Source organism: Rhodobacter capsulatus, assembly GCF_005144475.1.
Classification (GTDB): Bacteria; Pseudomonadota; Alphaproteobacteria; order Rhodobacterales; family Rhodobacteraceae; genus Rhodobacter; species Rhodobacter capsulatus_C.
This window is the reverse complement of the sequence record NZ_SWJZ01000021.1, coordinates 94271-117270: the sequence shown is the minus strand read 5'-3', so window position 1 is coordinate 117270 and position 23000 is coordinate 94271. Positions and strand designations below refer to the sequence as shown.

Sequence of the window (23000 nt, the reverse complement as noted above, 5' to 3'; positions counted from 1 at the left end):
CCCCGCCTCTGCCGCGGAAATCGGGTCGAAAGGGTCGGGGTGTTTCCCGGCCCTTTTTCTTTGGCCGGGGCCTTGGGCCGGGCCGCGACGAGGAGAACGGGATGGGACTGAATTTCTTTCGCAGGGCGGCCCCGGAGGCGCAGACGGCGACCGCTGTCGCGCGCAAGGCCTCGGTGACGGGGCGGATCGTGGCGATGGCCTCGGGCGCCGGGCGGCCGGTCTGGGGGCCGCGCGACACCGTCAGCCTGATGCGCGCGGGGTTTTCGGGCAATCCGGTCGGGTTCCGCTCGGTCAAGCTGATTGCCGAGGCGGCGGCGGCGGTGCCGCTGATCTGTCAGGATGCCGAGCGGCGGTATGAAATTCACCCCGTGCTGGATCTGCTGCGGCGCCCGAATGCGGGGCAGGGCCGGGCGGAATTGTTCGAGGCGCTGATCGGGCAGATCCTGCTCTCGGGCAATGGTTATCTGGAAGCGGTCTGTCCCGAGCCCGGGGTGCCGAGGGAGCTGCATGTGCTTCGATCGGACCGGATGGCGGTGGTGCCCGGGGCGGATGGTTGGCCGGTCGCTTATGATTACACCGTGGCCGGGCGCAAGCATCGTTTCGACATGACCGGCCATCCCGACCCGATCTGTCATGTCAAGAGCTTCCATCCGACCGACGATCATTATGGCCTTTCGCCCATGCAGGCGGCGGCGGTGGCCTTTGACGTGCATAACGCCGCAAGTGCCTGGTCGAAGGCGCTTTTGGACAATGCGGCGCGGCCCAGTGGCGCGATCATCTACAAGGGCGCCGACGGGCAGGGCGTGCTGGCGCCCGAGCAATACGAGCGGCTGATCTTCGAGATGGAGACGCATCATCAGGGCGCGCGCAATGCCGGGCGGCCGATGCTGCTGGAGGGGGGCCTCGACTGGAAACCGATGGGGTTTTCCCCCTCGGACATGGAGTTTCACGAGACGAAGGCGGCGGCGGCGCGCGAGATCGCCTTGGCCTTCGGGGTGCCGCCGATGCTGATCGGCATTCCGGGCGATGCCACTTATGCCAATTACGCCGAGGCGAACCGGGCGTTTTACCGGCTGACGGTGCTGCCGCTTTTGACCCGGGTTTCGGCGGCGCTGGCCTGGTGGCTTTCGGGCTATCTGGGCGCGCAGATCGAGCTGAAGCCCGATCTGGATCAGGTGCCGGCGCTTTCGGCCGAGCGCGATCAGCTCTGGGCGCGGATCGGCGCCGCCGCCTTTCTGAGCGATGCCGAAAAACGGGTGCTGCTGGGGCTGCCGCCTGTCGCGGAGGGGTGAGGCATGGTGGTGGGGGGGTCACGTTTCCTCAAGGAGCCCTTCGAGGTGCATGAGCAGCGCTTTGAAGCGACCGAGCGGATCATGGAGCTGCAGTTCACCCAGGTGGAGCGGCGGCTTGAACGCATCGAGGTGATGATCGAGCGGCTGGAAAAGCGTTTGTTCATGACGGTTTACGGCGTGATCGCCGTGATCCTGACGCAGGCGGTGCAGGGCATTCTGGACTATGCCCCGAAGTGAGGAGCGGATGATGGAAAAAGGCGAGAGCGGGCTGGAACGCAAGTTCTGCGGCGCGCAACCGGTGCAGGTGCAGGACGGCACGCGGATCGAAGGCTATGCGAGCCTGTTCGGGCGGCCCGATCAGGGCGGTGATGTGGTGGCGAAGGGCGCCTACGCGAAAAGCCTTGCGGCGATCAGGGCGCGGGGCGGCTCGGTCAAGATGCTGTGGCAGCATGATCCGGCGCAGCCGATCGGGGTTTGGGACGAGATCCGGGAAGACGAGCGCGGGCTTTATGTCAAGGGCAGGCTTTTGCCCGAGGTGGCGCGGGCGCGCGAGGCGGTGGCGCTGATCGAGGCGGGGGCGATCGACGGGCTGTCGATCGGGTATCGCACCATCGCCGCCGAAAAGGACGCAAAAGGCCAGCGGCTGCTTGCGGAACTGGAGCTTTGGGAAGTGTCGCTGGTGACCTTTCCGATGCTTCGCGAGGCGCGGGTGGCGGCGAAGGGGGAGACCCTTGACGCCGCGATCTTGCGTGATCTGGCCCGGGCGCTGAGCGCTGCCACGGCCGAACTGGCGGCGCGCTGAGCCCCGCCGCTGCTGCAGGAGTGTGGAAAGGATGAAGACCGAGACCAAGGCTCGGGCCGGAACGGGCATGCCCGATGGCCCCGATCCGGCGGCCGAAGTGAAAACCGCGCTGGCCGGTTTCCTGAAGGAAGTCAAAGGCTTTCAGGACGATGTGAAGACGAGATTGCAACAACAGGAAGAGCGTGTGACCATGCTGCAAACGAAGAACTTCGCCGGGCGTCATGCCCTTGCCGCCGCTGCCACCGAGGAGGCGCCGCATCAGAAGGCCTTTGCCGCCTATCTGCGCACCGGCGATGATGACGGGCTGCGCGGGCTGTGCCTTGAGGGCAAGGCGCTGAATTCGGCGGTGGCGGCCGAGGGCGGCTATCTGGTCGATCCGCAGACCTCGGAGACGATCCGGGGGGTTTTGCGCTCGACCGCCTCGCTGCGCCAGATCGCCAGTGTCGTCAATGTCGAGGCGACCTCGTTCGACGTGCTGGTGGACAAGACCGACATGGGCTCTGGCTGGGCGAGCGAGACGGCGGCGCTGAGCGAGACCGCGACGCCGCAGATCGACCGCATCAGCATTCCGCTGCACGAGCTGGCGGCGATGCCGAAGGCGAGCCAACGGCTGCTGGATGACAGCGCCTTTGACATCGAGACCTGGCTGGCGAACCGGATCGCCGACAAGTTCGCCCGGGCGGAGGCGGCGGCTTTCATCTCGGGCGACGGGGTGGACAAGCCGACCGGGTTCCTGACGAAGACCAAGGTGGCGAATGGCGCCTGGGCCTGGGGCAGCCTTGGCTATGTGGCGACCGGCGCGGCGGGGGATTTCGCGGCGGTGAATGCCTCGGATGCCGTGGTCGATCTGGTCTATGCGCTGGGGGCGGAATACCGCGCGAATGCGAGCTTCGTGATGAATTCGAAGACCGCGGGGGCGGTGCGCAAGATGAAGGATGCGGACGGCCGGTTCCTGTGGGCCGACAGTCTGGCGGCGGGGGAACCGGCGCGGCTGATGGGCTATCCGGTGCTGATCGCCGAGGACATGCCCGATATCGCGGCGAATGCCTATGCGATCGCGTTCGGTGATTTCGGCAACGGCTACACGATCGCCGAGCGGCCGGATCTGCGGGTGCTGCGCGATCCCTTCTCGGCCAAGCCGCATGTGCTGTTCTATGCCTCGAAACGCGTCGGCGGCGATGTCAGCGATTTCGCCGCGATCAAGCTTTTGAAGTTTGCCGCCTCGTAACGGGCGGTGAAGGGGCCGGGGAGCGATCCCCGGCTGCCGCCGGTTCGCCGGTCGGGCGGGCGCGGGCTTCCGGCCGCTACCTAGCTGCTCCCTCCGTCCGAGTGGCGGTGCGGGGTTCGCGCCCGAACGCCTGAGTGCAGGACCGCGGGGTGCGGTCGGCTTTTCGGAGAGTTTCCATGATGCTGAACGAAGTGACGGCGGTGCTCGGCTCGGCGCTGCCGGTGGCCGAATTCCGCGACCATCTGCGGCTGGGCACCGGCTTTGCCGATCTGGGCGCCGAGGATGCGGCGCTGCTGTCCTATCTGCGCGCGGCCATCGCGGCGATCGAGGGGCGCACGGCCAAGGCGCTTTTGGCGCGCGAGTTTCGGCTGGCGCTGACGGTCTGGCGCTGGGGCGACATGCAGACGCTGCCGATCGCGCCGGTCAGTACGGTGACGGCGCTGCGGCTGGTCGATGCGGCGGGCGTCGAGACGCCGGTGGCGGCGGGCTGGCGGCTGGTGCCCGACATGGCGCGGCCGCGGATCGAGGCGCTGGGGGCGATGCTGCCCGCGATCCCGACAGGCGGGCGGGTCGAGATCGACTTCACCGCCGGGTTCGGCGCGGGCTGGAGCGCGCTGCCCGTCGATCTGGCGCAGGCGGTGTTTCTGCTTGCCGCGCAATATTACGAGCTGCGCCATGACGGCGCGGCCGAAGGCGGCGCGATGCCCTTTGGCGTGATGGCGCTGATCGAGCGCTGGCGCACGGTGCGGGTGTTGGGGGGGCGGCCATGAGCATGCCGCGGCTGAACCGCAAGCTGGTGCTGGAGGAGGCCGTGCGCGTGGCCGATGGCGCGGGCGGGCACCGGCTGGACTGGGTGGCGCGGGGCGAGGTCTGGGCCGAGGTCACGGCGGGCAGCGGCACGGAGCGGGCGGGGGAGTTCGTCACGCTGGCCTCGGTGCCCTGGACCATTGTCGTGCGGGCGGCGCCGGTGGGGGCGGCAAGCCGACCAAAGCCCGAGCAGCGCTTTCGCGAGGGGGCGCGGATCTTTCGCATCCTTGCTGTCGCCGAGCGCGACCGCGAGGGGCATTACCTGAGCTGTTTTGCCCGCGAGGAGGTGGTGGCATGAGCTATGCGGTGGCGGGGGCGCTGCAGGCGGCGGTCTATCAGCAGCTGCGCGCGGATGCGGCCCTGGCGGCGCTGGTCGGCGCGGCGGTCTACGATGCGGTGCCGCCGGGGACGCAGGTCGGCACCTATGTGAGCCTTGGGCCCGAGGATGTGGCCGATGCCTCGGACAAGACGGGCGAGGGGGCGGTGCATGATTTCGTCATCTCGGTGATCACCGACGCGGCGGGATTTGCGACGGCGAAGGCCGCGGCGGCGGCGGTGTCCGATGCGCTGGTGGGGGCCGATCTGGCGCTGGCGCGCGGGCGGCTGGTGGGGCTGTGGTTCCTGCGCGCGCAGGCGCGGCGGGTGGAAAAGGCCGACACGCGGCGGATCGATCTGACGTTCCGGGCACGGGTCGAGGGCTGAGGCCCATCGGCGACTTGCGCCCCGGCGGGGCGGTGATTTTCAACATCTGGAGACAAGACATGGCGGCGCAGAACGGCAAGGACCTTCTGATCAAGCTCGACCTGACCGGGTCGGGGCAATTCGAGACCATCGCGGGGCTGCGCGCGACGCGGATCAGCTTCAATGCGGAAACCGTCGATGTGACCTCGCTGGAAAGTCAGGGCGGCTGGCGGGAATTGCTGGGGGGCGCGGGGGTGCGCTCGGCCAGCATTTCCGGCTCGGGGGTGTTCAGGGATGCCGATACCGACGAACGGGCGCGGCAGATCTTTTTCGACGGGGAAGTGCCCGAGTTTCAGGTGATCATTCCCGATTTCGGCATCGTGCAGGGGCCGTTCATGATCACCTCGATCGACTATGCGGGCAGCCACAATGGCGAGGCGACTTACGAACTGGCGCTGGCCTCGGCGGGTGCGCTGGGCTTCACGGCGATCTGAGGCCGATGATGGCGAACCCTTGGGCGGGCGAGGTCGAGGTCTGGCTGGGCCCCGAGCGGCGGGTGGCGAAGCTGACGCTGGGGGCTTTGGCGGAGCTGGAGGCGGGGCTGGGCGATGTCTCGCTGATGGATCTGGTGCGGCGGTTCGAAAGCGGTGCGTTTTCCAGCCGCGACGTGCTGGCGCTGATCGTCGCCGGGCTGCGCGGCGGCGGCTGGGAGGGGCGGGCAGAGGATCTGCGCACGGTCGAGATCGGCGGCGGGCCGGTGGCGGCGGCGCGGATCGCGGCGGAGTTGCTGGCCCGCGCCTTCACCGTGCCGGGGCAGGGCGGATCGTGAGGGGCGGTCTGGATTGGCCGGGGCTTTTGCGGGTCGGGCTGAAGGGACTGGGGCTGACGCCCCGCGAGTTCTGGCGGCTGACACCTGCGGAGCTGGCGGTGATGCTGGGCGAGGCGGCGGGGGCGCCGCCCCTCACGCGCACGCGGTTGGCGGAACTGGCGGCGCGGTTTCCCGATACGCCCCGCGCGGGCGATCTGAAAGGAGGAGGCGATGGTCGAAGTTGACGGGCTGGATGCGCTGAGCCGGCAGGCGGCGGAGCTGGAGCAGGCGCTGGGCGGCGCCGAGGGGGTGGCGGCAAGTTTCAACGACGAGCTGGGGCGGATGCGGGAGAGCCTGACCTACACGGGCCGCGAGGTGGGGAGCCTGTCGCAAAGCTTCGGGCGCTCGGTCCGGCGGGCCTTCGATGGCGTGATCTTTGACGGCATGAAGCTGTCGGACGCGCTGAGTTCGGTGGCCGAGGGGATGACGCAGGCGGCCTATTCGGTGGCGATGCGACCGGTGCAGGATGCGATCGGCGGGGCGATTGCAAGCTCGATCAGCGGGATGCTGGGCGGGGTCTTCGGCTTCGCGCAGGGCGGCGCGTTTTCGCAAGGCCGGGTGATGCCCTTTGCCAAGGGGGGCGTCGTGTCTTCGCCCACGACCTTCCCGATGCGGGGGGCGACGGGGCTGATGGGCGAGGCCGGGCCCGAGGCGATCTTGCCCTTGGCGCGGGGCGCGGACGGGCGGCTGGGCGTGCAGGCCGGGGGCGGGCGGGTGATCAATGTGGTGATGAACGTGACGACGCCCGATGCGGCGGGCTTTGCCCGCAGTCAGAGCCAGATCGCGGCGCAGGTGAACCGGGCGCTGGCGCGCGGATCGCGCAACGCCTGAGGAGGAAAGCATGGCATTTCATGAAGTTCGGTTTCCGGCCAATCTGAGTTTCGGCTCGGTCGGCGGGCCGGAGCGGCGCACCGAGATCGTCACGCTGTCGAGCGGGCACGAGGAGCGCAACAGCCCCTGGGCGCATTCGCGGCGGCATTACGATGCCGGGGTGGGGCTGCGCAGTCTGGACGATGTCGAGCGGCTGATCGCGTTTTTCGAGGCGCGCGGCGGGCAGTTGCACGGGTTTCGCTGGAAGGATTGGGCGGATTACAAGAGCTGCCCGGCCTCGAAGACGGTGGCGCATGAGGATCAGCTGATCGGCATCGGCGATGGCGTCACGCAGGCGTTTCAGCTGCTCAAGACCTATGCTTCGGGCGGGCAAAGCTATGTGCGGCCGATCACCAAGCCGGTCGAGGGCACGGTCAGGGTCGGGATCGCAGGGGATCATCGCGCCGAGGCGGTGAATTTCGACGTCGATCCGACGACCGGGATCGTCACCTTTCATGAGCCGCCGCCGCAGGGGGCGCGGATCACGGCGGGGTTCGAGTTCGACGTGCCGGTGCGGTTCGACACCGACCGGATCGCGGTGTCGGTGCAATCGTTTCAGGCGGGGGATCTGCCGCAGGTCCCGGTGCTGGAGGTGCGGGTCTGATGGCGTATCCGGAGGGTTTGAAGGCGCATCTGCGGGGGGCCGTGACGACGCTGGCGCGGGCCTGGGCCTTGGCGCGCGCGGACGGGCGGGTGCTTGGGTTCACCGATCACGACGCGGCATTGGCGTTCGAGGGCATCGCCTTCGAGCCGGGCAGCGGCATGACGGCGCAGGCGCTGATGCAGGGCACCGGGCTGTCGGTCGACAATACCGAAAGCTATGGCGCGCTGAGGTCCGAGGCGATCACCGAGGCCGATATTCTGGCCGGGCGGTATGACGGGGCCGAGGTCACGGTCTGGCTGGTGAACTGGGCCGAGCCGGGGATGCGGGCGGTGATCTTTCGCGGCAATCTGGGCGAGCTGTCGCGCGGCGCGGGGGGCTTTCGGGCCGAGCTGCGCGGCCTGACCGAGGCTTTGGGGCTGGAGCAGGGGCGGATCTATCACCCGCGCTGCGCCGCCGTTCTGGGCGATGGCAGGTGCCGGTTCGATCTGACGAAGGACGGCTATGCGCTGGAGGCGGCGCTGGGCGCGGTCGAGGAGGCGGTGGTGCTGCGCCTGGCCGAGGGCGCGGGGTTCGAGGATCGCTGGTTCGAGAAGGGGCGGCTGGTGGTGCTGGCGGGCGCGGCGGCGGGGCTGGTGGGGGTGGTGAAGAACGACCGGCTGCAGGCGGATGGATCGCGGCTGATCGAGCTGTGGCAGCGGTTGGGCGCCGATCCGGTCGCGGGCGATCTTGTGCGGATCGAGCCCGGTTGTGACAAGCGCGCCGGGACCTGTCGGCTCAAGTTCGACAACTTCCTGAACTTTCGGGGCTTTCCGCATATTCCGGGGGAAGACTGGATGGTGTCCTATCCGGTGCAGAGCAGCACCAATGACGGCGGGAGCCTGTTCAAATGAGCGCGGTCGGGTTGCGGGCGGTGGCGATCGCGCGGGACTGGATCGGCACGCCCTATCGGCATCAGGTCTCGGTGCAGGGGGCGGGGACGGATTGTCTGGGCCTGCTGCGCGGGGTCTGGCGGGCGCTTTATGGCGCCGAGCCGGAGCTGGTGCCGCCCTATACCGCCGATTGGTCCGAACCCGCGCGCGAGGAAGTGCTGTGGCGGGCGGCGGCGCGGCATCTGGTGGCGCTGCCCACCGCGCCGGGGCCCGAGCGCCCGGGCGAGGTGCTCTTGTTTCGGATGCGTCAGGGCGCGGTGGCCAAGCATCTGGGCATCGCCGCCGAGATCGGCGCCGGGGCGAGTTTCGTGCATGCCTACACGGGGCATGGCGTGGTCGAGAGCCCGCTCTCGGAGCCCTGGGCGCGGCGGATCGTGGCGCGGTTTCAATTTCCTGAGGGGGGCCGGTGAATGGCGACGATACTGCTTTCGGCGGCGGGGGCCGCGATTGGTGGCGGCTTTGGCGGCACGATTCTGGGCCTGTCGGGGGCGGTGATCGGCCGGGCCGTGGGGGCGACCCTGGGCCGGGTGATCGATCAGCGGCTTCTGGGATCGGGGTCGCAAAGTGTCGAGACCGGGCGCGTCGACCGGCTGCGGTTGTCGAGCGCCTCGGAGGGCGAGGCGGTCGGGCGGCTTTGGGGGCGGATGCGGGTCGCCGGACAAGTGATCTGGGCGACGCGGTTTTTTGAAACCGCGCAGGCGGAAAAAAGCGGCAAGGGCGCGCCGCGGGCGACGGTGACGCGCTACAGCTATTCGTTGAGCCTGGCGCTGGCCTTGTGCGAGGGGGAGATCCTGCGTGTCGGCCGGGTCTGGGCGGATGGCAGCGAGATCGAGGTCTCGGGTCTGAACATGCGGGTTTATCGGGGGGGCGAGGATCAGCTGCCCGACCCGAAGATTGCCGCGGTGGAGGGGGCGGAGGAGGCGCCGGCCTATCGCGGCATCGCCTATGTGGTGCTGGAGGATCTGCAGCTGAGCCCCTATGGCAACCGGGTGCCGCAGTTCACCTTTGAGGTGGTGCGCGCGGCGCAAGGGGCGCTGGCGGAGGCCGAGCCCGATCTGACGCGGGGCGTGCGGGCGGTGGCGCTGATCCCCGGCACGGGGGAATATGCGCTGGCGACGACGCCGGTCTATGTCGGCACCGGCAGCGGGGTCACCGCGACGCAAGGGGTGGCGAACCAGAATGCGCCGGGGGGGCAGACCGATCTGGTCGCGGCGCTGGAGCGGCTGGACGAGGAGCTGCCGAATTGCGGGGCGGTGTCGCTGGTGGTGAGCTGGTTCGGAGATGATCTGCGCTGCGGGGCTTGCGATGTGAAGCCCAAGGTCGCCTCGGTCGAGGAGGAGGGCGCGAACATGCCCTGGCGGGTGGCGGGGCTGGAGCGGGCGACGGCGGAGGAGGTGCCGCGGCTCTCGGGCAGTTCGGTCTATGGCGGCACGCCTGCCGATGCGGCGGTGATCGAGGCGATCGGCGCGCTGCGGGCGGCGGGCAAGGCGGTTACCTTTTATCCCTTCATCCTGATGGAGCAACTGGCGGGCAACGGCCTGCCCGATCCCTGGAGCGATGCGACCGGGCAGCCCGCATTGCCCTGGCGGGGGCGGATCACGCTTTCGGTCGCGCCGGGGCGGGCGGGCAGCCCGGACGGGACGGCGGCGGCGGTGGCGCAGGTGGCGGGCTTTTTCGGGACCGCGCAGCCGGGTGATTTCGCGATTGCGGACGGGCAGGTGATCTATTCCGGGCCCGAGGAATGGTCGATGCGCCGCTTCATCCTGCATTACGCGCATCTGTGCCGGCTGGCGGGCGGCGTGGACGCGTTCTGCATCGGCACCGAGATGGTGGCGCTGACCCAGATCCGCGGCCCGGGCAACAGCTTTCCGGCGGTGGCGGCGTTCCGGCAATTGGCGGGTGAGGTCAAGGCGATCCTGGGGCCCGGTTGCAAGATCGGTTATGCCGCCGACTGGTCGGAATACTGGGGGTACGCGCCGGGCAATGGCGATCGGTTCTTTCATCTGGACCCGCTTTGGGCGGATGAAAACATCGACTTCATCGGCATCGACAATTACCTGCCGCTGTCGGATTGGCGCGATGGCGAGGATCACGCCGATGCGGACTGGGGCTCGATCTATGCGCTGGATTACCTGCGCGCCAATATCGAGGGCGGCGAGTATTATGACTGGTATTACGCCGCGCCCGAGCATCGCGATGCGCAGATCCGCACGCCGATCACCGATGGCGATCAGGGCGAGCCCTGGATCTGGCGGGCAAAGGACATTCGCAACTGGTGGTTGAGCGATCATCATGAGCGTATCGGGGGGGCGCGCTCGGAGGTGGCGACGGCCTGGGTGCCGCAATCGAAGCCGGTCTGGTTCACCGAGATGGGCTGTGCGGCGATCGACAAGGGCACGAACCAGCCCAACAAGTTCCTTGACCCGAAAAGCTCGGAATCGAGCCTGCCGCAGTATTCCGACGGGCGGCGCGACGAGCTGATCCAGATGCAATATCTGCGCGCGATGACGGGCTATTGGGCGGAGGCGGCGCGGAACCCGGTGTCCGCAGTCTATGGCGGGCCGATGCTCGACATGAGCCGGGCGCATGTCTGGGCCTGGGATGCGCGGCCCTGGCCGCAGTTTCCGCTCAATACGACGCTGTGGTCGGATGGCGACAATTACGCGCGCGGGCACTGGATTTCGGGCCGTGCGGTGGCGCAGCCGCTGGCGAGCGTGGTGGCCGAGATCTGCGGCGCGGCCGGAATTGCCGATATCGACGTGAGCGGGCTTTATGGGGTGGTGCGCGGATATACGATGACCGGCGATCAGACCGGGCGTGCGGGTCTGCAGCCGCTGATGCTGGCCTACGGGTTCGAGGCGCTGGAACGCGACGGCAAGCTGGTGTTCCGGATGCGCGACGGGCGGGTCGATGCCGATCTGGCCGCGGCGGATCTGGCGTTGGGCGAGGGCGAGGCGGGGATCGAGACGGTCCGCGCGGCCGAGGCCGAGATCGCGGGACGCGTTCGACTGGCCTATGTCGAGGCGGAGGGCGATTTCGAGGTGAAGGCGGTCGAGGCGGTCTTTCCGGATGCGGCGGCGGGGGCGGCGGCGGGATCGGCGCTGTCTCTGGCGCTGACGCGGGCGCAGGCGCAGGGGATCGTCGGACGCTGGCTGGCCGAGGCGCGGGTGGCGCGGGACACGGCGCGGTTTGCGCTGCCGCCGTCTCTGGGGCATCTGGGGACGGGCGATGTTGTGCGGCTTGATCTGCCTGAGGGCCGACGGCGCTACCGGATCGACCGGGTCGAGCAGGCGGGACTTTCGCAGGTCGAGGCGGTGCGGGTCGAGCCCGGGATCTATGCGCCCGCCGACGAGGTCGAGGATCCGGCCAGCCTGCGTCCCTTTGCGGCGCCGGTGCCGGTGACGCCGGTCTTTCTGGATCTGCCGTTGCTGACGGGCACCGAGGATCCGATCGCGCCGCATCTGGCGGTGACGGCGACGCCCTGGCCGGGGACGGTGGCGGTCTGGTCCTCGGACGAGGAGGCGGGCTATGCGCTGAATGCGAGCTTGGGCACGCGGGCGGTGATCGGGCAGACGCTGACGCCGATGTTTCGGGCGGGGCCCGGGGTTTGGGATCGGGGCGCGGCCCTGCGGGTGATGCTGGCGAGCGGCGCGCTGGAAGCTGCGACGGCGGCTCGGGTGCTGAACGGGGCGAATGCGATGGCGATCGGCGATGGCAGCGCGGACCGTTGGGAGGTGTTCCAGTTCGTCGAGGCGGCGCTGGTCAGCGGCAAGGTCTGGGATATTTCGCTGCGGCTGCGCGGGCAGCTGGGCACCGATGCGCTGATGCCCGAGGTCTGGCCCGAGGGCAGCGTGGTGGTGGCGCTGAATGGCGCGCCCGAGCAGATCTTGCTGCCAAGCGCCGCGCGCGGGCTGGCGCGGCATTACCGGATCGGCTCGGCGGCGCGGTCTTATGACGATCCCTCCTTCGTGCATCGGATCGAGGCGTTTTCGGGGGCCGGGCTGCGGCCGTTCAGCCCGTGTCACCTGCGCGCCGAACCGGGGGCGACCGGCTGGGACTTTCGCTGGGTTCGCCGGACGCGGATCGATGGCGACAGCTGGCAGGGCTACGAGGTGCCTTTGGGCGAGACGACCGAGCTGTATCTGGTCCGGGTGCTGGAGGGGACGGCGGTGAAGCGCGAAGTGACGGTTGGCGCGGCAAGCTGGAGCTATCCGGCGGCGCTGCAGGCGGCGGATGGCATTGCCGGGGCCTTCACGCTGGAGGTGGCGCAGATGTCGGACGTTTATGGTCCGGGGCTTGCGGCGCGGATTGTCGTGGGGGCGTGAGGTGTGCGGCCGATCCTGATCGACGATCTGCTGATCGCGGCGCGGGCTTTGACGGTGGTGGCCGCGCCCGAGCGACCGGCGCGGCTGGCACAATGGTTGCGCGAGGCGCATTGGGCCGATCTTTATCGCAAGCGGTTGGCGCGGGCGCATCCGCGCTGGGGCAACGGCTCGCTGATGGCGCGGGCCTTGCGCGAACCGGCGCGGCGCGGCCTGCGCCCGGACCGGGCCGAGATCGACGATCTTGCGGAGGTGATCGCGGCGGTGCGGCTCTGGCGCGCGCGGGGGCTTTCCAGCGCGGGTCAACGGCTCTATCTGAGGGAGGAAGCCTGTGTTAGGCTGACCCTAAGTCAAGGAGCATGCCATGTCCAAGATCCGTGCGAAGGTCGCTGCCATCGATCCGGTGTGGATGCGGATCTGCGAGGAGGCGCATGACGCCGTCAGTCAGGAACCGCTTCTGGGCGCCTTGATTCACGCGGGGCTGTTGCATCATGCGACGATGGAAAAGGCGCTGGCCTATCGGTTTTCGCTCAAGCTCGCCTCGGGGGAGATGAGCGAGCAATTGCTGCGCGAGATCGCGGATGACGCCTATGGGTCGGACCCCGATCTGGGGCAGGCGGCGCGGGCGGATCTGGTGGCGGTGCATGACCGCGACCCGGCCTGCCATCGGTTTTTGCAGCCGATCCTGTTCTTCAAGGGCTATCAGGCGCTGCAAAGCTATCGCGTCGCGCATTGGCTGTGGCGGCAGGGGCGCAAGGACATGGCCTATTTCGTGCAGATGCGGACCTCGGAGGCCTTTGGCGTCGATATCCACCCGGCCGCGCGGATCGGGCGCGGCGTGATGATCGATCACGCCCATTCGATCGTGATCGGCGAGACCGCGGTGGTGGGCGACAATGTCTCGATGCTGCATTCGGTGACGCTGGGCGGCACCGGCAAGGAAGAGCAGGACCGCCATCCGAAGATCGGCAATGGCGTCTTGATCGGCGCGGGGGCGAAGGTGCTGGGCAATATCCATGTCGGCGACAATTCGCGGATTGCGGCGGGGTCCGTGGTGCTGGCCGATGTGCCGCGCTGCAAGACCGTGGCCGGGGTGCCCGCGAAGATCGTCGGCGAGGCGGGCTGTGCGCAGCCCTCGGTCAACATGGATCAGCAATTGCGCGGCTGCGACTGCCAGGGCTGAACCGGGCATGGCGGGGCTGACGCGGATCAAGGCGCTACCCTACCGGATCGTCACCAAGCTGGCGGGTGACGCGATCTCGCTCGTCGCCCGCCTCCTGACCGCGCCGCGCGCGATCTGGGCGGGGTCGGAGCCGCGGACCGGGCCGCGGGTCTATTATTCCAACCACAGCTCGAATGCGGATTTCGTGCTGATCTGGACCGTGCTGCCGCCGGTTTTGCGCAGCCGCACCCGGCCGGTGGCGGCGCTGGATTACTGGCTGGCCTCGCCGCTGCGCGCCTTTGCCGGGCGCGACGTGTTTCGCGCCGTGCTGATCGACCGCCGCCCCGAGGCGCGGACGGAAGATCCCGTGACGCAGATGACCACGGCGCTGGATGCGGGATCGGCGCTGATCCTGTTTCCCGAGGGGCGGCGGAATACTTCGGACGTGCCGCTTTTGCCGTTCAAATCCGGGCTTTTTCATCTGGCGCGGCAGCGTCCCGGGGTTGATCTGATCCCGGTCTGGATCTCGAACCTGAACCACGTCATGCCGCGGGGCCGGGTGATTCCGGTGCCGCTGATCTGCACCGTCACCTTTGGCGCGCCGCTTCGCATCGCACCTGACGAGGCGAAGGAGCGCTTTCTGGCCCGGGCGGCGGCGGCCTTGGCCGAGCTGGGGGCGGCGCGATGACCGGCCTTGCGCCTGCGCTGGTCGGCCTTGGCGCCATCCTGCTGCTGGCGGCGATCGTCGGTCAGCTGCTGCGCGAGGCGATCGCGCCCGACGGATCGCATCCGGTGATCGAGACGATGAACGCCCGGATCGCGGCCTGGTGGGCCTTTGCCGTGCTGATGGCCTTGGCGCTTCTGGCGGGCAAGGCGGGGGTGATCGGGCTGTTTCTGCTGGTATCGTTTTCGGCGCTTCGGGAATTTCTGACATTGACGACAAAGAGCATCGCCGACCATTGGACTTTGGCGGCAAGCTTCTTCCTTGTCCTGCCGCTGCAGTATCTGTGCGTCGCTGCCGAGTGGCAAAGCCTGATGGCGCTGTTCGTTCCGGTGCATGTCTTCCTGCTCTTGCCGGTGATTTCCGCGCTGCAGGGGCGGCCCGAGCAGTTCCTGGCCCGGGTGGCCGAAACGCAATGGGCGGTGATGATCTGCATCTATTGCGTCAGCCATGTTCCGGCGCTGCTCTGGCTGCCGATCCCGGGGTTCGAGGGGCGCAATCTGCTTTTGATCGCCTTCCTGATCCTGGTGGTGCAGACCTCGGACATCGCGCAGTTTGCCATCAGCCGCGGGATCGGACGGCGGCTCATTGCCCCGGCTCTGTCGGCTTCGAAGACCTGGGAGGGGACGGCGGGCGGCATTCTGATGGCGGTTCTGGTCGGGGGGGCACTGTCCTGGCTGACCCCCTTTTCCCCGCTGCAGGCGATGGGGATGAGCCTTGCCCTCGCGCTGATGGGGTTCTTTGGTGATCTGGTGATGACGGCGATCAAGCGCGACAAGGGCGTGCGCGACTGGGGCCATCTGATCGCACCGCATGGCGGGTTTCTGGACCGGCTCGACAGCGTGATCTTTGCCGCGCCGATCTTTTATCACCTGACCCGGGTCTTCTGGGCCAACCCCTGAAACGGAAAAGCGGCAGGGTTGCCCCCGCCGCCATGTCGCAGATTTCGGAAACTTCAGGCCAGCATCGCCATCGGGTTTTCCAGATTGGAGACGATCGCCGCCAGCAGGTCCGCCCCCAGCGCGCCATCGATCACCCGGTGATCGACCGAAAGCGTCAGCGACATCATCGTCGCCACCTCGATCGCGCCGGAAGCGCCGACCACGGGTTTCTTCACCCCCGCGCCCACGGCCAGAATCGCGCCATGCGGCGGGTTGATCACCGCGTCGAAGCTTTCGATCCCCATCATCCCCAGGTTCGAGATCGCGAAGGATCCGCCCTGATATTCTTGCGGCGCCAGTTTCCGGTCCCGCGCGCGTTTCGCCAGATCCTTCATCTGCGCCGACAGCTGGCTCAGCGATTTCGTGTCGGCATCCTGCAGCACGGGGGTAAACAGCCCGCCCTCGATCGCCACGGCCACGGCGACATCCGAGGCTTGCATCTGCAGCACCCGATCCCCCGCCCAGACCGCATTCGTCGCCGGAACCGCCTGCAGCGCCAGAGCGCAGGCCTTGATGATGAAATCATTGACCGAAAGCTTGACCCCACGAGCGGACAGCTGACGGTTCAGCTCCTCGCGGAAGCTCAGCAGCGCATCAAGGCGCACCTCGCGGCGCAGGTAGAAATGCGGGATCGTCTGCTTCGCCTCGGTCAGCCGCGCCGCAATCACCCGGCGCATGCCATCAAGCGGCACTTCGGTATAGGCGCGGCCCTCGTAAAGCTTCGCGACCGTTGCGGCCGAGACCGGCGCGGGGGCAGGGGGCGCAGCTGCGACCGGGGCCGCAATCGGCGCCGCGGGCCTCGCCTCTGCGCCTTCGACATCGGCCTTGACGATCCGCCCATGCGGGCCCGAGCCCGCAACCGCCGCCAGATCCAGCCCCTTCTCCGCCGCGATCCGCCGCGCGAGCGGCGAGGCGAAGATCCGCACGCCCGCCGCTTTCGGCGCGACCAGCGCCGCAGGCGCGGCCACCACGGGCGCTGCAACCGGGGCAGGGACCGCGGCTTTCGCCACCGGCACAACCTCGGCGCTGCCGCCCTCTTCGATCAGCACGGCGATGGCGGCATTCACCTTCACCCCCGAAGTGCCTTCGGCGACCAGAAGCTTGCCGATCACGCCTTCATCGACCGCCTCGAATTCCATCGTCGCCTTGTCGGTCTCGATCTCGGCGATGATCTGGCCCGATTTGACCGCATCGCCTTCCTTGACCAGCCATTTCGCCAGCGTGCCCTCCTCCATCGTGGGGGACAAAGCGGGCATCAGGATTTCCACAGCCATCTTTCCCTCACCGATAGCAGACGCGTTTGACCGCCGCGACGACCTCGTCCGAGGTCACCAGCGCCAGTTTCTCAAGGTTCGCCGCATAGGGCATCGGCACATCCTTGCCCGTGCAGTTGATCACCGGCGCATCGAGATAATCGAAGGCGCGCTCCATGATCGTGGCCGACAGATGGTTGCCGATCGAGCCCACCGGCCAGCCTTCCTCGACCGTGACGCAGCGGTTCGTCTTCATCACCGAGGCCAGAACCGTGTCGTAATCGAGCGGGCGCAGCGTGCGCAGGTCGATCACCTCGGCACTGATGCCCTCGGCCGCAAGCTTGTCGGCGGCCTCAAGCGCATGCGCCATCCCGATCCCGAAACTGACGAGCGTCACATCCGTGCCCTCGCGCCAGATCCGGGCCTTGCCGAAGGGCACGGTGAAATCATCGAGCACCGGCACCTCGAAGGAGCGCCCGTAAAGGATCTCGTTTTCGAGGAAAATCACCGGGTTCGGGTCGCGGATCGCGGATTTCAAAAGGCCTTTCGCATCGGCCGCCGAATAGGGCATCACCACTTTCAACCCCGGGATCTGCGCATACCAGGCGGCGTAATCCTGGCTATGCTGCGCCGCAACGCGCGCAGCCGCCCCGTTCGCGCCGCGGAAAACGATCGGACAGCCGAGCTGACCGCCCGACATGTACAAGGTCTTCGCCGCCGAGTTGATGATCTGGTCGATCGCCTGCATGGCGAAGTTGAAGGTCATGAATTCGACGATCGGTTTCAGCCCGCCAAAGGCGGCGCCGACCGCGATGCCGGTGAAGCCATGTTCGGTGATCGGCGTGTCGATCACGCGCTGCGCGCCGAATTCATCCAGCAGCCCTTGGGAAACCTTGTAGGCGCCCTGATATTCGCCGACTTCCTCGCCCATCAGGAAGACGCTCTGATCGGCGCGCATCTCTTCGGCCATCGCCTCGCGCAAAGCCTCGCGCACCGACATCGTCTTCATCACCGTGCCTTCCGGCCAATCGGCCGAGGCTTTCGAAACGACCGGCGCCGCCGCAATGGGGGCCGCCACGACCGGGGCAGGGGTCGGCGCAACCGGCGCGGGCTTCGGCGCAGGCGCCGTCTCGACACCCTCGCCCGCCAGCCGCAGGATCGGCGCGTTCACCTTCACCCCCGAAGTGCCCTCGGCCACCAGCAGCTCAACCACCGTGCCCTCATCGACCGCCTCGAATTCCATCGTCGCCTTGTCGGTCTCGATCTCGGCGAGGATCTGGCCCGATTTGACCACATCCCCCGCCTGCACCAGCCATTTCGCCAGCCGACCCTCTTCCATCGTCGGAGACAGCGCGGGCATCAACACGTCAATTGCCATCGTTCTCTCTCCTCAGGCGTAAATGTCGGTCCAAAGCTCGGTCAACGCGGGCTCCGGGCTTTCCTTGGCAAACTCCGCCGCCTCGTTCACGATCGCCTTGATCTCGCGGTCGATGGCCTTCAGGTCATCATCCGTCGCCTGACCCGAGGAAATCAGCAATTCCCGCACGTTTTCAATCGCATCGCGTTCGTCGCGCATCTTCTGCACTTCCTCGCGGGTGCGGTATTTCGCCGGATCCGACATCGAGTGACCACGATAGCGATAGGTCTTCACTTCCAGAATGAACGGCCCCGCGCCAGACCGGCAATGCGCGACGGCCTTTTCCGAGGCCGCCTTCACCGCCAGCACATCCATGCCATCGACGATCTCGCCCGGAATGCCGAAAGCCTCGCCGCGCATGTAGATGTCAGGCGTCGAGGTCGAGCGTTTCTGCGCCGTCCCCATCGCATATTGGTTGTTTTCGATCACGAAAATCACCGGCAGCTTCCACAAAGCCGCCATGTTGAAGGTCTCGTAGACCTGGCCCTGGTTCGCCGCGCCATCGCCGAAATAGGCGAAGGTCACATTGTCATTGCCCAGATATTTGTCGGCGAAGGCCAGCCCCGCCCCCAGCGGCACCTGCGCGCCGACGATGCCATGCCCGCCGTAGAAGTGCTTTTCCTTGGAAAACATGTGCATCGAGCCGCCCTTGCCCTTCGACAAGCCGCCCTCGCGCCCGGTCAGTTCCGCCATCACGCCTTTCGGGTCCATGCCGCAAGCCAGCATGTGGCCGTGATCGCGATACGAGGTGATGCGCTTGTCGCCCGGCTTCGTCGCGGCTTCCAGCCCCACGACGACCGCTTCCTGCCCGATATACAGATGGCAGAAACCGCCGATCAGGCCCATGCCGTAAAGCTGGCCCGCCTTTTCCTCGAACCGGCGGATCATCAGCATGTCACGGTAATATGTGAGCAATTCTTCCTTCGAGACATTGGATCGCGCTTGCGCCGCGGTCTCGGGGGTCTTGCGTGTCGCCATCGGACAGCCTCCCAGGTCGTGATAGTTCAACGTTAAACCATTCTCTACAGCATGCGACGAAAAGATGCAATCGCGCGAACGCAAAACGCCCGCACGAAGCCGTGCGGGCGCGAAAACAGGCTTTGCGAAAGCTTAACGGATCACGATTTCATCGCCGCGCAGCGTGCCCAGCACCTCGCGCGCGCGTTCATCCAGCAGATCGAGGTCCAGATAATCATCCGAGAGCCGCCGCGTCAGATTGGCCATCCGCGCCTTTTCGGCCTCCAGCGTGTCGCGCTCGATCGTCAGTTTCTCGATTTCGGCATCGACCTGCACGCGGTGAAAGATGCCGTTCGGCCCCTGCATCGCGGCAAAGGCGAAGTTCAGCCCCAGCACGGTGGCGGCGGAATAGAAAACGAAGGGAACGACCCGCGGGCCTTTCGGAAAATTCATGCTCTGCCTTTCCTGCCGCCTCTGCCGGACGTTTCGGCAACCATGCCACAAAGGCCGCGGCCTGAAAAGGGGCGCAAACAAACGGGCCCCCGATGGGGGCCCGCAAGATCCTGTCAGGAAAGATCAGCCCGCGCCCAATCAGCCCGCGATCGAGGCGCGGTAGATGCTGTCGATCGCTTCGCCCAGCGCCGCGTCGAATTCGGCGTCGGTCATCTGCGCGGTCAGCCCCTCGGTCAGCGCGCGGCTGAACGACGCGATCATGCCCTTGTTGCGGGCGAGGATCGCATTCGCGTCAGCGCGGGCATAGCCGCCCGACAGCGCCACGACCTTGATCACATTCGGATGCTCGACCAGCGGCAGGTAGAAATTGTCCACCGTCGGCAGGCTCAGCTTCAGCATCACCGGCGAGGACACGGTTTCCAGCCCGGCCAGCAGCGCATCGCGCAGCATCGCCTCGGCCTCGATCTTGTCGGCGATCGAGATCGTCACCTCGGGTTCCAGAATCGGCACCATGCCCGCGCCCAGAACCTGCTCGCCCACTTCGAACTGCTGCGCCACGACCGCGGCAATCCCCATCGGATCGGCGGCCGAAATCACCGAACGTTCCTTGGTGCCGAAAATCCCGGCCTCGGCGGCGCGTTCAAGCAGCGCATCCAGCGTCGGCATGGCTTTCAGCAGCTGGCAGCCGTTCTTTTCCTCTTCCAGACCCTTGTCGATCTTCAGGAAGGGCACGACACCGCGTTTTTCCCACAGATAGGTGGCGGTCGGAATGCCGTCGATGTCGCGGTCCATCGTCTGTTCGAACAGGATCGCGCCCACCACCTTGTCGCCGGTGAAGGCGCTCGACTTGATGATCCGCGCCCGCATCGCATGGATCAGGTCGTACATCTCGGTTTCGTTCGAATAGGCGTCCTCGGTGATGCCATAGAGCCGCAGCGCCTTCGGCGTCGAGCCGCCCGACTGGTCAAGCGCGGCAATGAAGCCCTCGCCCTTGCGCATGTGTTCCATCATCGTCTTCGCCATCTTCGACCCCCGATCCTGGGCCCGGACCATTCCGGGCAGCGACTTCTGCAATTGCAGCCCCCGGTTAAACCCTTGTGACACGCGATGCAATTCCGGTTTCGCTAACAGCCGTGGCAGACATGAAAAAACGGGGCGCTTCGCAGCGCCCCGCCGGTTCGGCCCGGGGGCCGGATTACTTCGTCAGCGCCGCGACGCCGGGCAGTTCCTTGCCTTCCATCCATTCCAGGAAAGCGCCGCCCGCGGTCGAGATGTAGCTGAAATCCTCCGCCGCGCCCGCCTTGTTCAGCGCCGCCACGGTGTCGCCACCGCCCGCGACGGACACAAGCTTGCCCGCCTTGGTCAGATCGGCCGCCTTTTGCGCCGCCGCATTCGTCGCCGCGTCAAAGGGCGCGATTTCAAAGGCGCCCAGCGGCCCGTTCCAGATCAGCGTCTTCGATGCCTCGAACACCTTGGCGATCTCCTCGACCGATTTCGGCCCGGCATCGAGGATCATCGCATCGGCCGGGCAATCGGCATTGCCGACGACCTCGTTCTCGGCACCGGCCTTGAACTCGCGCGCCACCACCACATCGGCGGGCAGGTGGATGGCACAGCCCGCGGCCTTGGCCTTTTCCAGGATCTCGCGCGCGGTCTCGGCCATCTCGCGTTCCGCCAGCGACTTGCCGACATCGATGCCCTGCGCGACCAGGAAGGTGTTCGCCATGCCGCCGCCGATCACCAGATGATCGACCTTGGTGACAAGGTTGCCCAAAAGGTCAAGCTTGGTCGAGACCTTGGCCCCGCCCACCACCGCCGTCACCGGCCGCACCGGATTGCCCAGCGCCGCTTCCAGCGCCTTCAGCTCCGCCGCCATCAGCCGCCCGGCGGCCGCAGGAAGGATATGCGCCACACCCTCGGTCGAGGAATGCGCCCGGTGCGCCGCCGAGAAGGCGTCGTTCACATAGACCTCGCCCAGCGCGGCCATCGCGGCGCTCAGTTCCGGGTCGTTCTTTTCCTCACCGGCATGGAAGCGGGTGTTTTCAAGCAGCAGCACCTCGCCCGCGGCCAGCGCCGCGACGGCGGTCTTCGCCGGGGCGCCGATGCAATCCTCGGCGAATTTCACCGGCACGCCCAGCACCTTGGCCAGTTCCGGCACGAGCGGACGCAGGCTCATTTCCGGCACGGGCTTGCCTTTCGGGCGGCCGAAATGCGCCAGCAGCACCGGCTTGCCCCCCTTGGCAAGGATGTCCTTGACCGTGGGCGCGATCTTCTCGATCCGCGTCGCGTCGGTCACCACCCCGTTTTCCACCGGCACGTTGATATCGACGCGCACGAGCACCACCTTGCCCGCAAGATCCATCTCGTCGAGCGTTTTCCAAGCCATATCCGTTCTCCAGTTGTGGGTCGCAAGGCGGGGGCCGTCCACCTGCGGCTCGCGCAAAATTGCCCGGATGTGACGGGGTCGTCAACGCCTTGCGGTCCCGCAGGGGGCCAAAACCCGCCCGGCTGCGACGAAATTCCCGCGTCGCTTTGCCCTTTTCACCGCCGCCCGCAGCCCCTAAGTTGCGCCCAGACCAAATTCAGGAGAGCCCCATGGCCGAGATCAAGGATCCCGAAAACACCATCATCATCACGCTCAAGGACGGGCCGGTGGTGATCGAGCTGCTCACCGATGTGGCGCCGCTGCACTGCGAACGGATGAAACAGCTGGCCCGCGACGGCGCCTATGACAACGTCGCCTTCCACCGCGTCATCGACGGCTTCATGGCGCAGACGGGCGATGTCGAAAACGCCAATATGGAAAAGGATTACAACCCCCGTCGCGCCGGCACGGGCGGGTCGCAATATCCTGATCTGAAAGCGGAATTTTCCAAGGTGCCGCATGCCCGCGGTTCGCTTGGCGCGGCGCGGTCGCAAAATCCGAACTCGGCCAACAGCCAGTTCTTCATCAACTTCGCCGACAACAGCTTCCTCAATGGCCAATACACCGTGTACGGCCAGGTGATCTCGGGGATGGAATTCGTCGACAAGATCGCCCGTGGCGAGCCGCCGGCTTCCCCGGATCGGATGATCACCGTGCGGGTGGCGGCCGATGCGTAAGCTGCTCCTCGCCACGGCACTGGCCTTTGCGGCCACCGGCGCGCTGGCGCAGGATGGCACCACCGCGCCCGATGGCCCGGGCCCGAACCTCGTGCTCGAAATCGGCGGCTCGGTCTCGGGCAAGGTGGTGATCGACCTGACGCCCGATGTCGCCCCCGGCCATGTCGAGCGCATCACCCAGCTTGCCAATGAACATGCCTATGATGACGTGGTGTTTCACCGCGTGATCGAGGGCTTCATGGCGCAGACGGGCGACGTGCAATTCGGCAAGCGCGGCGGCGATCTGTCGATGGCGGGGATGGGCGGGTCGAAATACGGCGACCTTCCGGCGGAGTTTTCGAACCGCTCCTTCAGCCGCGGCATGGTCGGCATGGCGCGTTCGGCCAGCCCCGACTCGGCCAACAGCCAGTTCTTCATCATGTTCGACGCCGCGCCGCATCTGGATGGCCAATACACCATCGTCGGCCATGTGGTCGAAGGCATGGATCTGATCGACACGCTGAAAAAGGGCGCGCCCGAGATGAACGGGCTTGTCGAAACCCCGGATTACATCGTCAAGGCCACGATCGAGTGACACGGGCGCAGGGGGGC

General features: G+C 67.2%; 27 protein-coding genes. 21 read left to right on the top strand and 6 right to left on the bottom strand.

Annotation, left to right across the window (positions count from 1 at the left end):
* The first annotated feature begins 101 nt into the window (after positions 1-101).
* The 19 genes from FBT96_RS07060 (at position 102) to FBT96_RS06970 (ending at position 15188) form a co-directional block, all read left to right on the top strand.
* Positions 102-1292, top strand: a complete 1191-nt coding sequence (locus FBT96_RS07060) for a phage portal protein (RefSeq protein ID WP_136905601.1) — start codon at positions 102-104, stop codon at positions 1290-1292.
* A 3-nt stretch (positions 1293-1295) separates the two neighbouring features.
* Positions 1296-1529: a GTA head formation protein, RCAP_rcc01685 family gene (locus FBT96_RS07055; protein ID WP_013067409.1), complete on the top strand. Its 234-nt coding sequence runs from the start codon at positions 1296-1298 to the stop codon at positions 1527-1529.
* A gap of 10 nt (positions 1530-1539) precedes the next feature.
* Positions 1540-2094 carry an HK97 family phage prohead protease gene (locus tag FBT96_RS07050; protein ID WP_136905600.1) on the top strand — a complete coding sequence of 185 codons (555 nt, stop codon included), beginning with the start codon at positions 1540-1542 and terminating at the stop codon, positions 2092-2094.
* A gap of 31 nt (positions 2095-2125) precedes the next feature.
* Entirely contained in the window at positions 2126-3322 is a 1197-nt protein-coding gene (locus FBT96_RS07045) for a phage major capsid protein (RefSeq protein WP_136905599.1), read from the top strand.
* 176 nt (positions 3323-3498) lie between these two features.
* Positions 3499-4092 (top strand): head-tail connector protein, encoded by a 594-nt coding sequence (locus FBT96_RS07040; protein WP_136905598.1) that lies wholly within the window; start codon positions 3499-3501, stop codon positions 4090-4092.
* Complete coding sequence (locus tag FBT96_RS07035) at positions 4089-4427, top strand: head-tail adaptor protein (RefSeq protein WP_136905597.1); 339 nt, start codon at positions 4089-4091, stop codon at positions 4425-4427. Before FBT96_RS07040 ends, FBT96_RS07035 begins: the two co-directional genes overlap by 4 nt.
* Positions 4424-4831, top strand: a complete 408-nt coding sequence (locus FBT96_RS07030) for a DUF3168 domain-containing protein (RefSeq protein ID WP_136905596.1) — start codon at positions 4424-4426, stop codon at positions 4829-4831. Before FBT96_RS07035 ends, FBT96_RS07030 begins: the two co-directional genes overlap by 4 nt.
* A 59-nt stretch (positions 4832-4890) precedes the next feature.
* On the top strand, positions 4891-5304 hold the full coding sequence (locus FBT96_RS07025) for a phage major tail protein, TP901-1 family (protein ID WP_136905595.1): 414 nt from the start codon (positions 4891-4893) through the stop codon (positions 5302-5304).
* 8 nt (positions 5305-5312) lie between these two features.
* Complete coding sequence (locus FBT96_RS07020) at positions 5313-5639, top strand: gene transfer agent family protein (protein WP_136905594.1); 327 nt, start codon at positions 5313-5315, stop codon at positions 5637-5639.
* Positions 5636-5863 carry a rcc01693 family protein gene (locus tag FBT96_RS07015; RefSeq protein ID WP_136905593.1) on the top strand — a complete coding sequence of 76 codons (228 nt, stop codon included), beginning with the start codon at positions 5636-5638 and terminating at the stop codon, positions 5861-5863. Before FBT96_RS07020 ends, FBT96_RS07015 begins: the two co-directional genes overlap by 4 nt.
* Complete coding sequence (locus FBT96_RS07010; protein WP_136905592.1) at positions 5850-6509, top strand: phage tail tape measure protein; 660 nt, start codon at positions 5850-5852, stop codon at positions 6507-6509. Before FBT96_RS07015 ends, FBT96_RS07010 begins: the two co-directional genes overlap by 14 nt.
* A gap of 10 nt (positions 6510-6519) precedes the next feature.
* A complete protein-coding gene (locus tag FBT96_RS07005; RefSeq protein ID WP_136905591.1) occupies positions 6520-7152 on the top strand; it encodes a DUF2460 domain-containing protein in 633 nt (210 codons plus the stop codon).
* Positions 7152-8042 carry a DUF2163 domain-containing protein gene (locus tag FBT96_RS07000; RefSeq protein ID WP_136905590.1) on the top strand — a complete coding sequence of 297 codons (891 nt, stop codon included), beginning with the start codon at positions 7152-7154 and terminating at the stop codon, positions 8040-8042. Before FBT96_RS07005 ends, FBT96_RS07000 begins: the two co-directional genes overlap by 1 nt.
* Positions 8039-8491, top strand: coding sequence for a C40 family peptidase (locus tag FBT96_RS06995; RefSeq protein ID WP_136905589.1), 453 nt, complete (start codon positions 8039-8041; stop codon positions 8489-8491). Before FBT96_RS07000 ends, FBT96_RS06995 begins: the two co-directional genes overlap by 4 nt.
* Positions 8492-12406 (top strand): baseplate multidomain protein megatron, encoded by a 3915-nt coding sequence (locus FBT96_RS06990; protein ID WP_136905588.1) that lies wholly within the window; start codon positions 8492-8494, stop codon positions 12404-12406.
* A 3-nt stretch (positions 12407-12409) separates the two neighbouring features.
* The gene (locus FBT96_RS06985; RefSeq protein WP_136905587.1) at positions 12410-12838 is read left to right on the top strand and encodes a DUF7742 family protein; all 429 of its coding nucleotides are present in this window, start codon (positions 12410-12412) and stop codon (positions 12836-12838) included.
* Positions 12768-13586 carry a serine O-acetyltransferase gene (gene cysE / locus FBT96_RS06980; protein ID WP_136905586.1) on the top strand — a complete coding sequence of 273 codons (819 nt, stop codon included), beginning with the start codon at positions 12768-12770 and terminating at the stop codon, positions 13584-13586. Before FBT96_RS06985 ends, cysE begins: the two co-directional genes overlap by 71 nt.
* A gap of 7 nt (positions 13587-13593) precedes the next feature.
* Positions 13594-14253, top strand: a complete 660-nt coding sequence (locus FBT96_RS06975; protein ID WP_169583273.1) for a lysophospholipid acyltransferase family protein — start codon at positions 13594-13596, stop codon at positions 14251-14253.
* Positions 14250-15188, top strand: a complete 939-nt coding sequence (locus FBT96_RS06970; protein WP_136905585.1) for a phosphatidate cytidylyltransferase — start codon at positions 14250-14252, stop codon at positions 15186-15188. Before FBT96_RS06975 ends, FBT96_RS06970 begins: the two co-directional genes overlap by 4 nt.
* 53 nt (positions 15189-15241) lie before the next feature.
* Here FBT96_RS06970 and FBT96_RS06965 read toward each other — a convergent pair whose 3' ends face one another.
* The 6 genes from FBT96_RS06965 to FBT96_RS06940 form a co-directional block, all read right to left on the bottom strand.
* Complete coding sequence (locus FBT96_RS06965; RefSeq protein ID WP_136905584.1) at positions 15242-16501, bottom strand: 2-oxo acid dehydrogenase subunit E2; 1260 nt, start codon at positions 16499-16501, stop codon at positions 15242-15244.
* Between the two features lie 7 nt (positions 16502-16508).
* Positions 16509-17858 carry a pyruvate dehydrogenase complex E1 component subunit beta gene (locus FBT96_RS06960; RefSeq protein WP_136905583.1) on the bottom strand — a complete coding sequence of 450 codons (1350 nt, stop codon included), beginning with the start codon at positions 17856-17858 and terminating at the stop codon, positions 16509-16511.
* Positions 17859-17870: 12 nt separating this feature from the next.
* The gene (pdhA, locus tag FBT96_RS06955; protein ID WP_136905582.1) at positions 17871-18875 is read right to left on the bottom strand and encodes a pyruvate dehydrogenase (acetyl-transferring) E1 component subunit alpha; all 1005 of its coding nucleotides are present in this window, start codon (positions 18873-18875) and stop codon (positions 17871-17873) included.
* 132 nt (positions 18876-19007) lie between these two features.
* Positions 19008-19307 (bottom strand): FtsB family cell division protein, encoded by a 300-nt coding sequence (locus FBT96_RS06950; RefSeq protein WP_136905581.1) that lies wholly within the window; start codon positions 19305-19307, stop codon positions 19008-19010.
* 138 nt (positions 19308-19445) lie between these two features.
* Positions 19446-20330 carry a fructose bisphosphate aldolase gene (locus FBT96_RS06945; RefSeq protein WP_136905580.1) on the bottom strand — a complete coding sequence of 295 codons (885 nt, stop codon included), beginning with the start codon at positions 20328-20330 and terminating at the stop codon, positions 19446-19448.
* 172 nt (positions 20331-20502) lie between these two features.
* Positions 20503-21693, bottom strand: coding sequence for a phosphoglycerate kinase (locus FBT96_RS06940; protein ID WP_136905579.1), 1191 nt, complete (start codon positions 21691-21693; stop codon positions 20503-20505).
* Positions 21694-21902: 209 nt separating this feature from the next.
* Between FBT96_RS06940 and FBT96_RS06935 the strand changes: the two genes are divergently transcribed.
* Complete coding sequence (locus tag FBT96_RS06935) at positions 21903-22409, top strand: peptidylprolyl isomerase (protein WP_136905578.1); 507 nt, start codon at positions 21903-21905, stop codon at positions 22407-22409.
* Positions 22402-22983, top strand: coding sequence for a peptidylprolyl isomerase (locus FBT96_RS06930; protein WP_136905577.1), 582 nt, complete (start codon positions 22402-22404; stop codon positions 22981-22983). The genes FBT96_RS06935 and FBT96_RS06930 overlap by 8 nt, the downstream gene beginning before the upstream one ends.
* Positions 22984-23000: the final 17 nt, after the last annotated feature.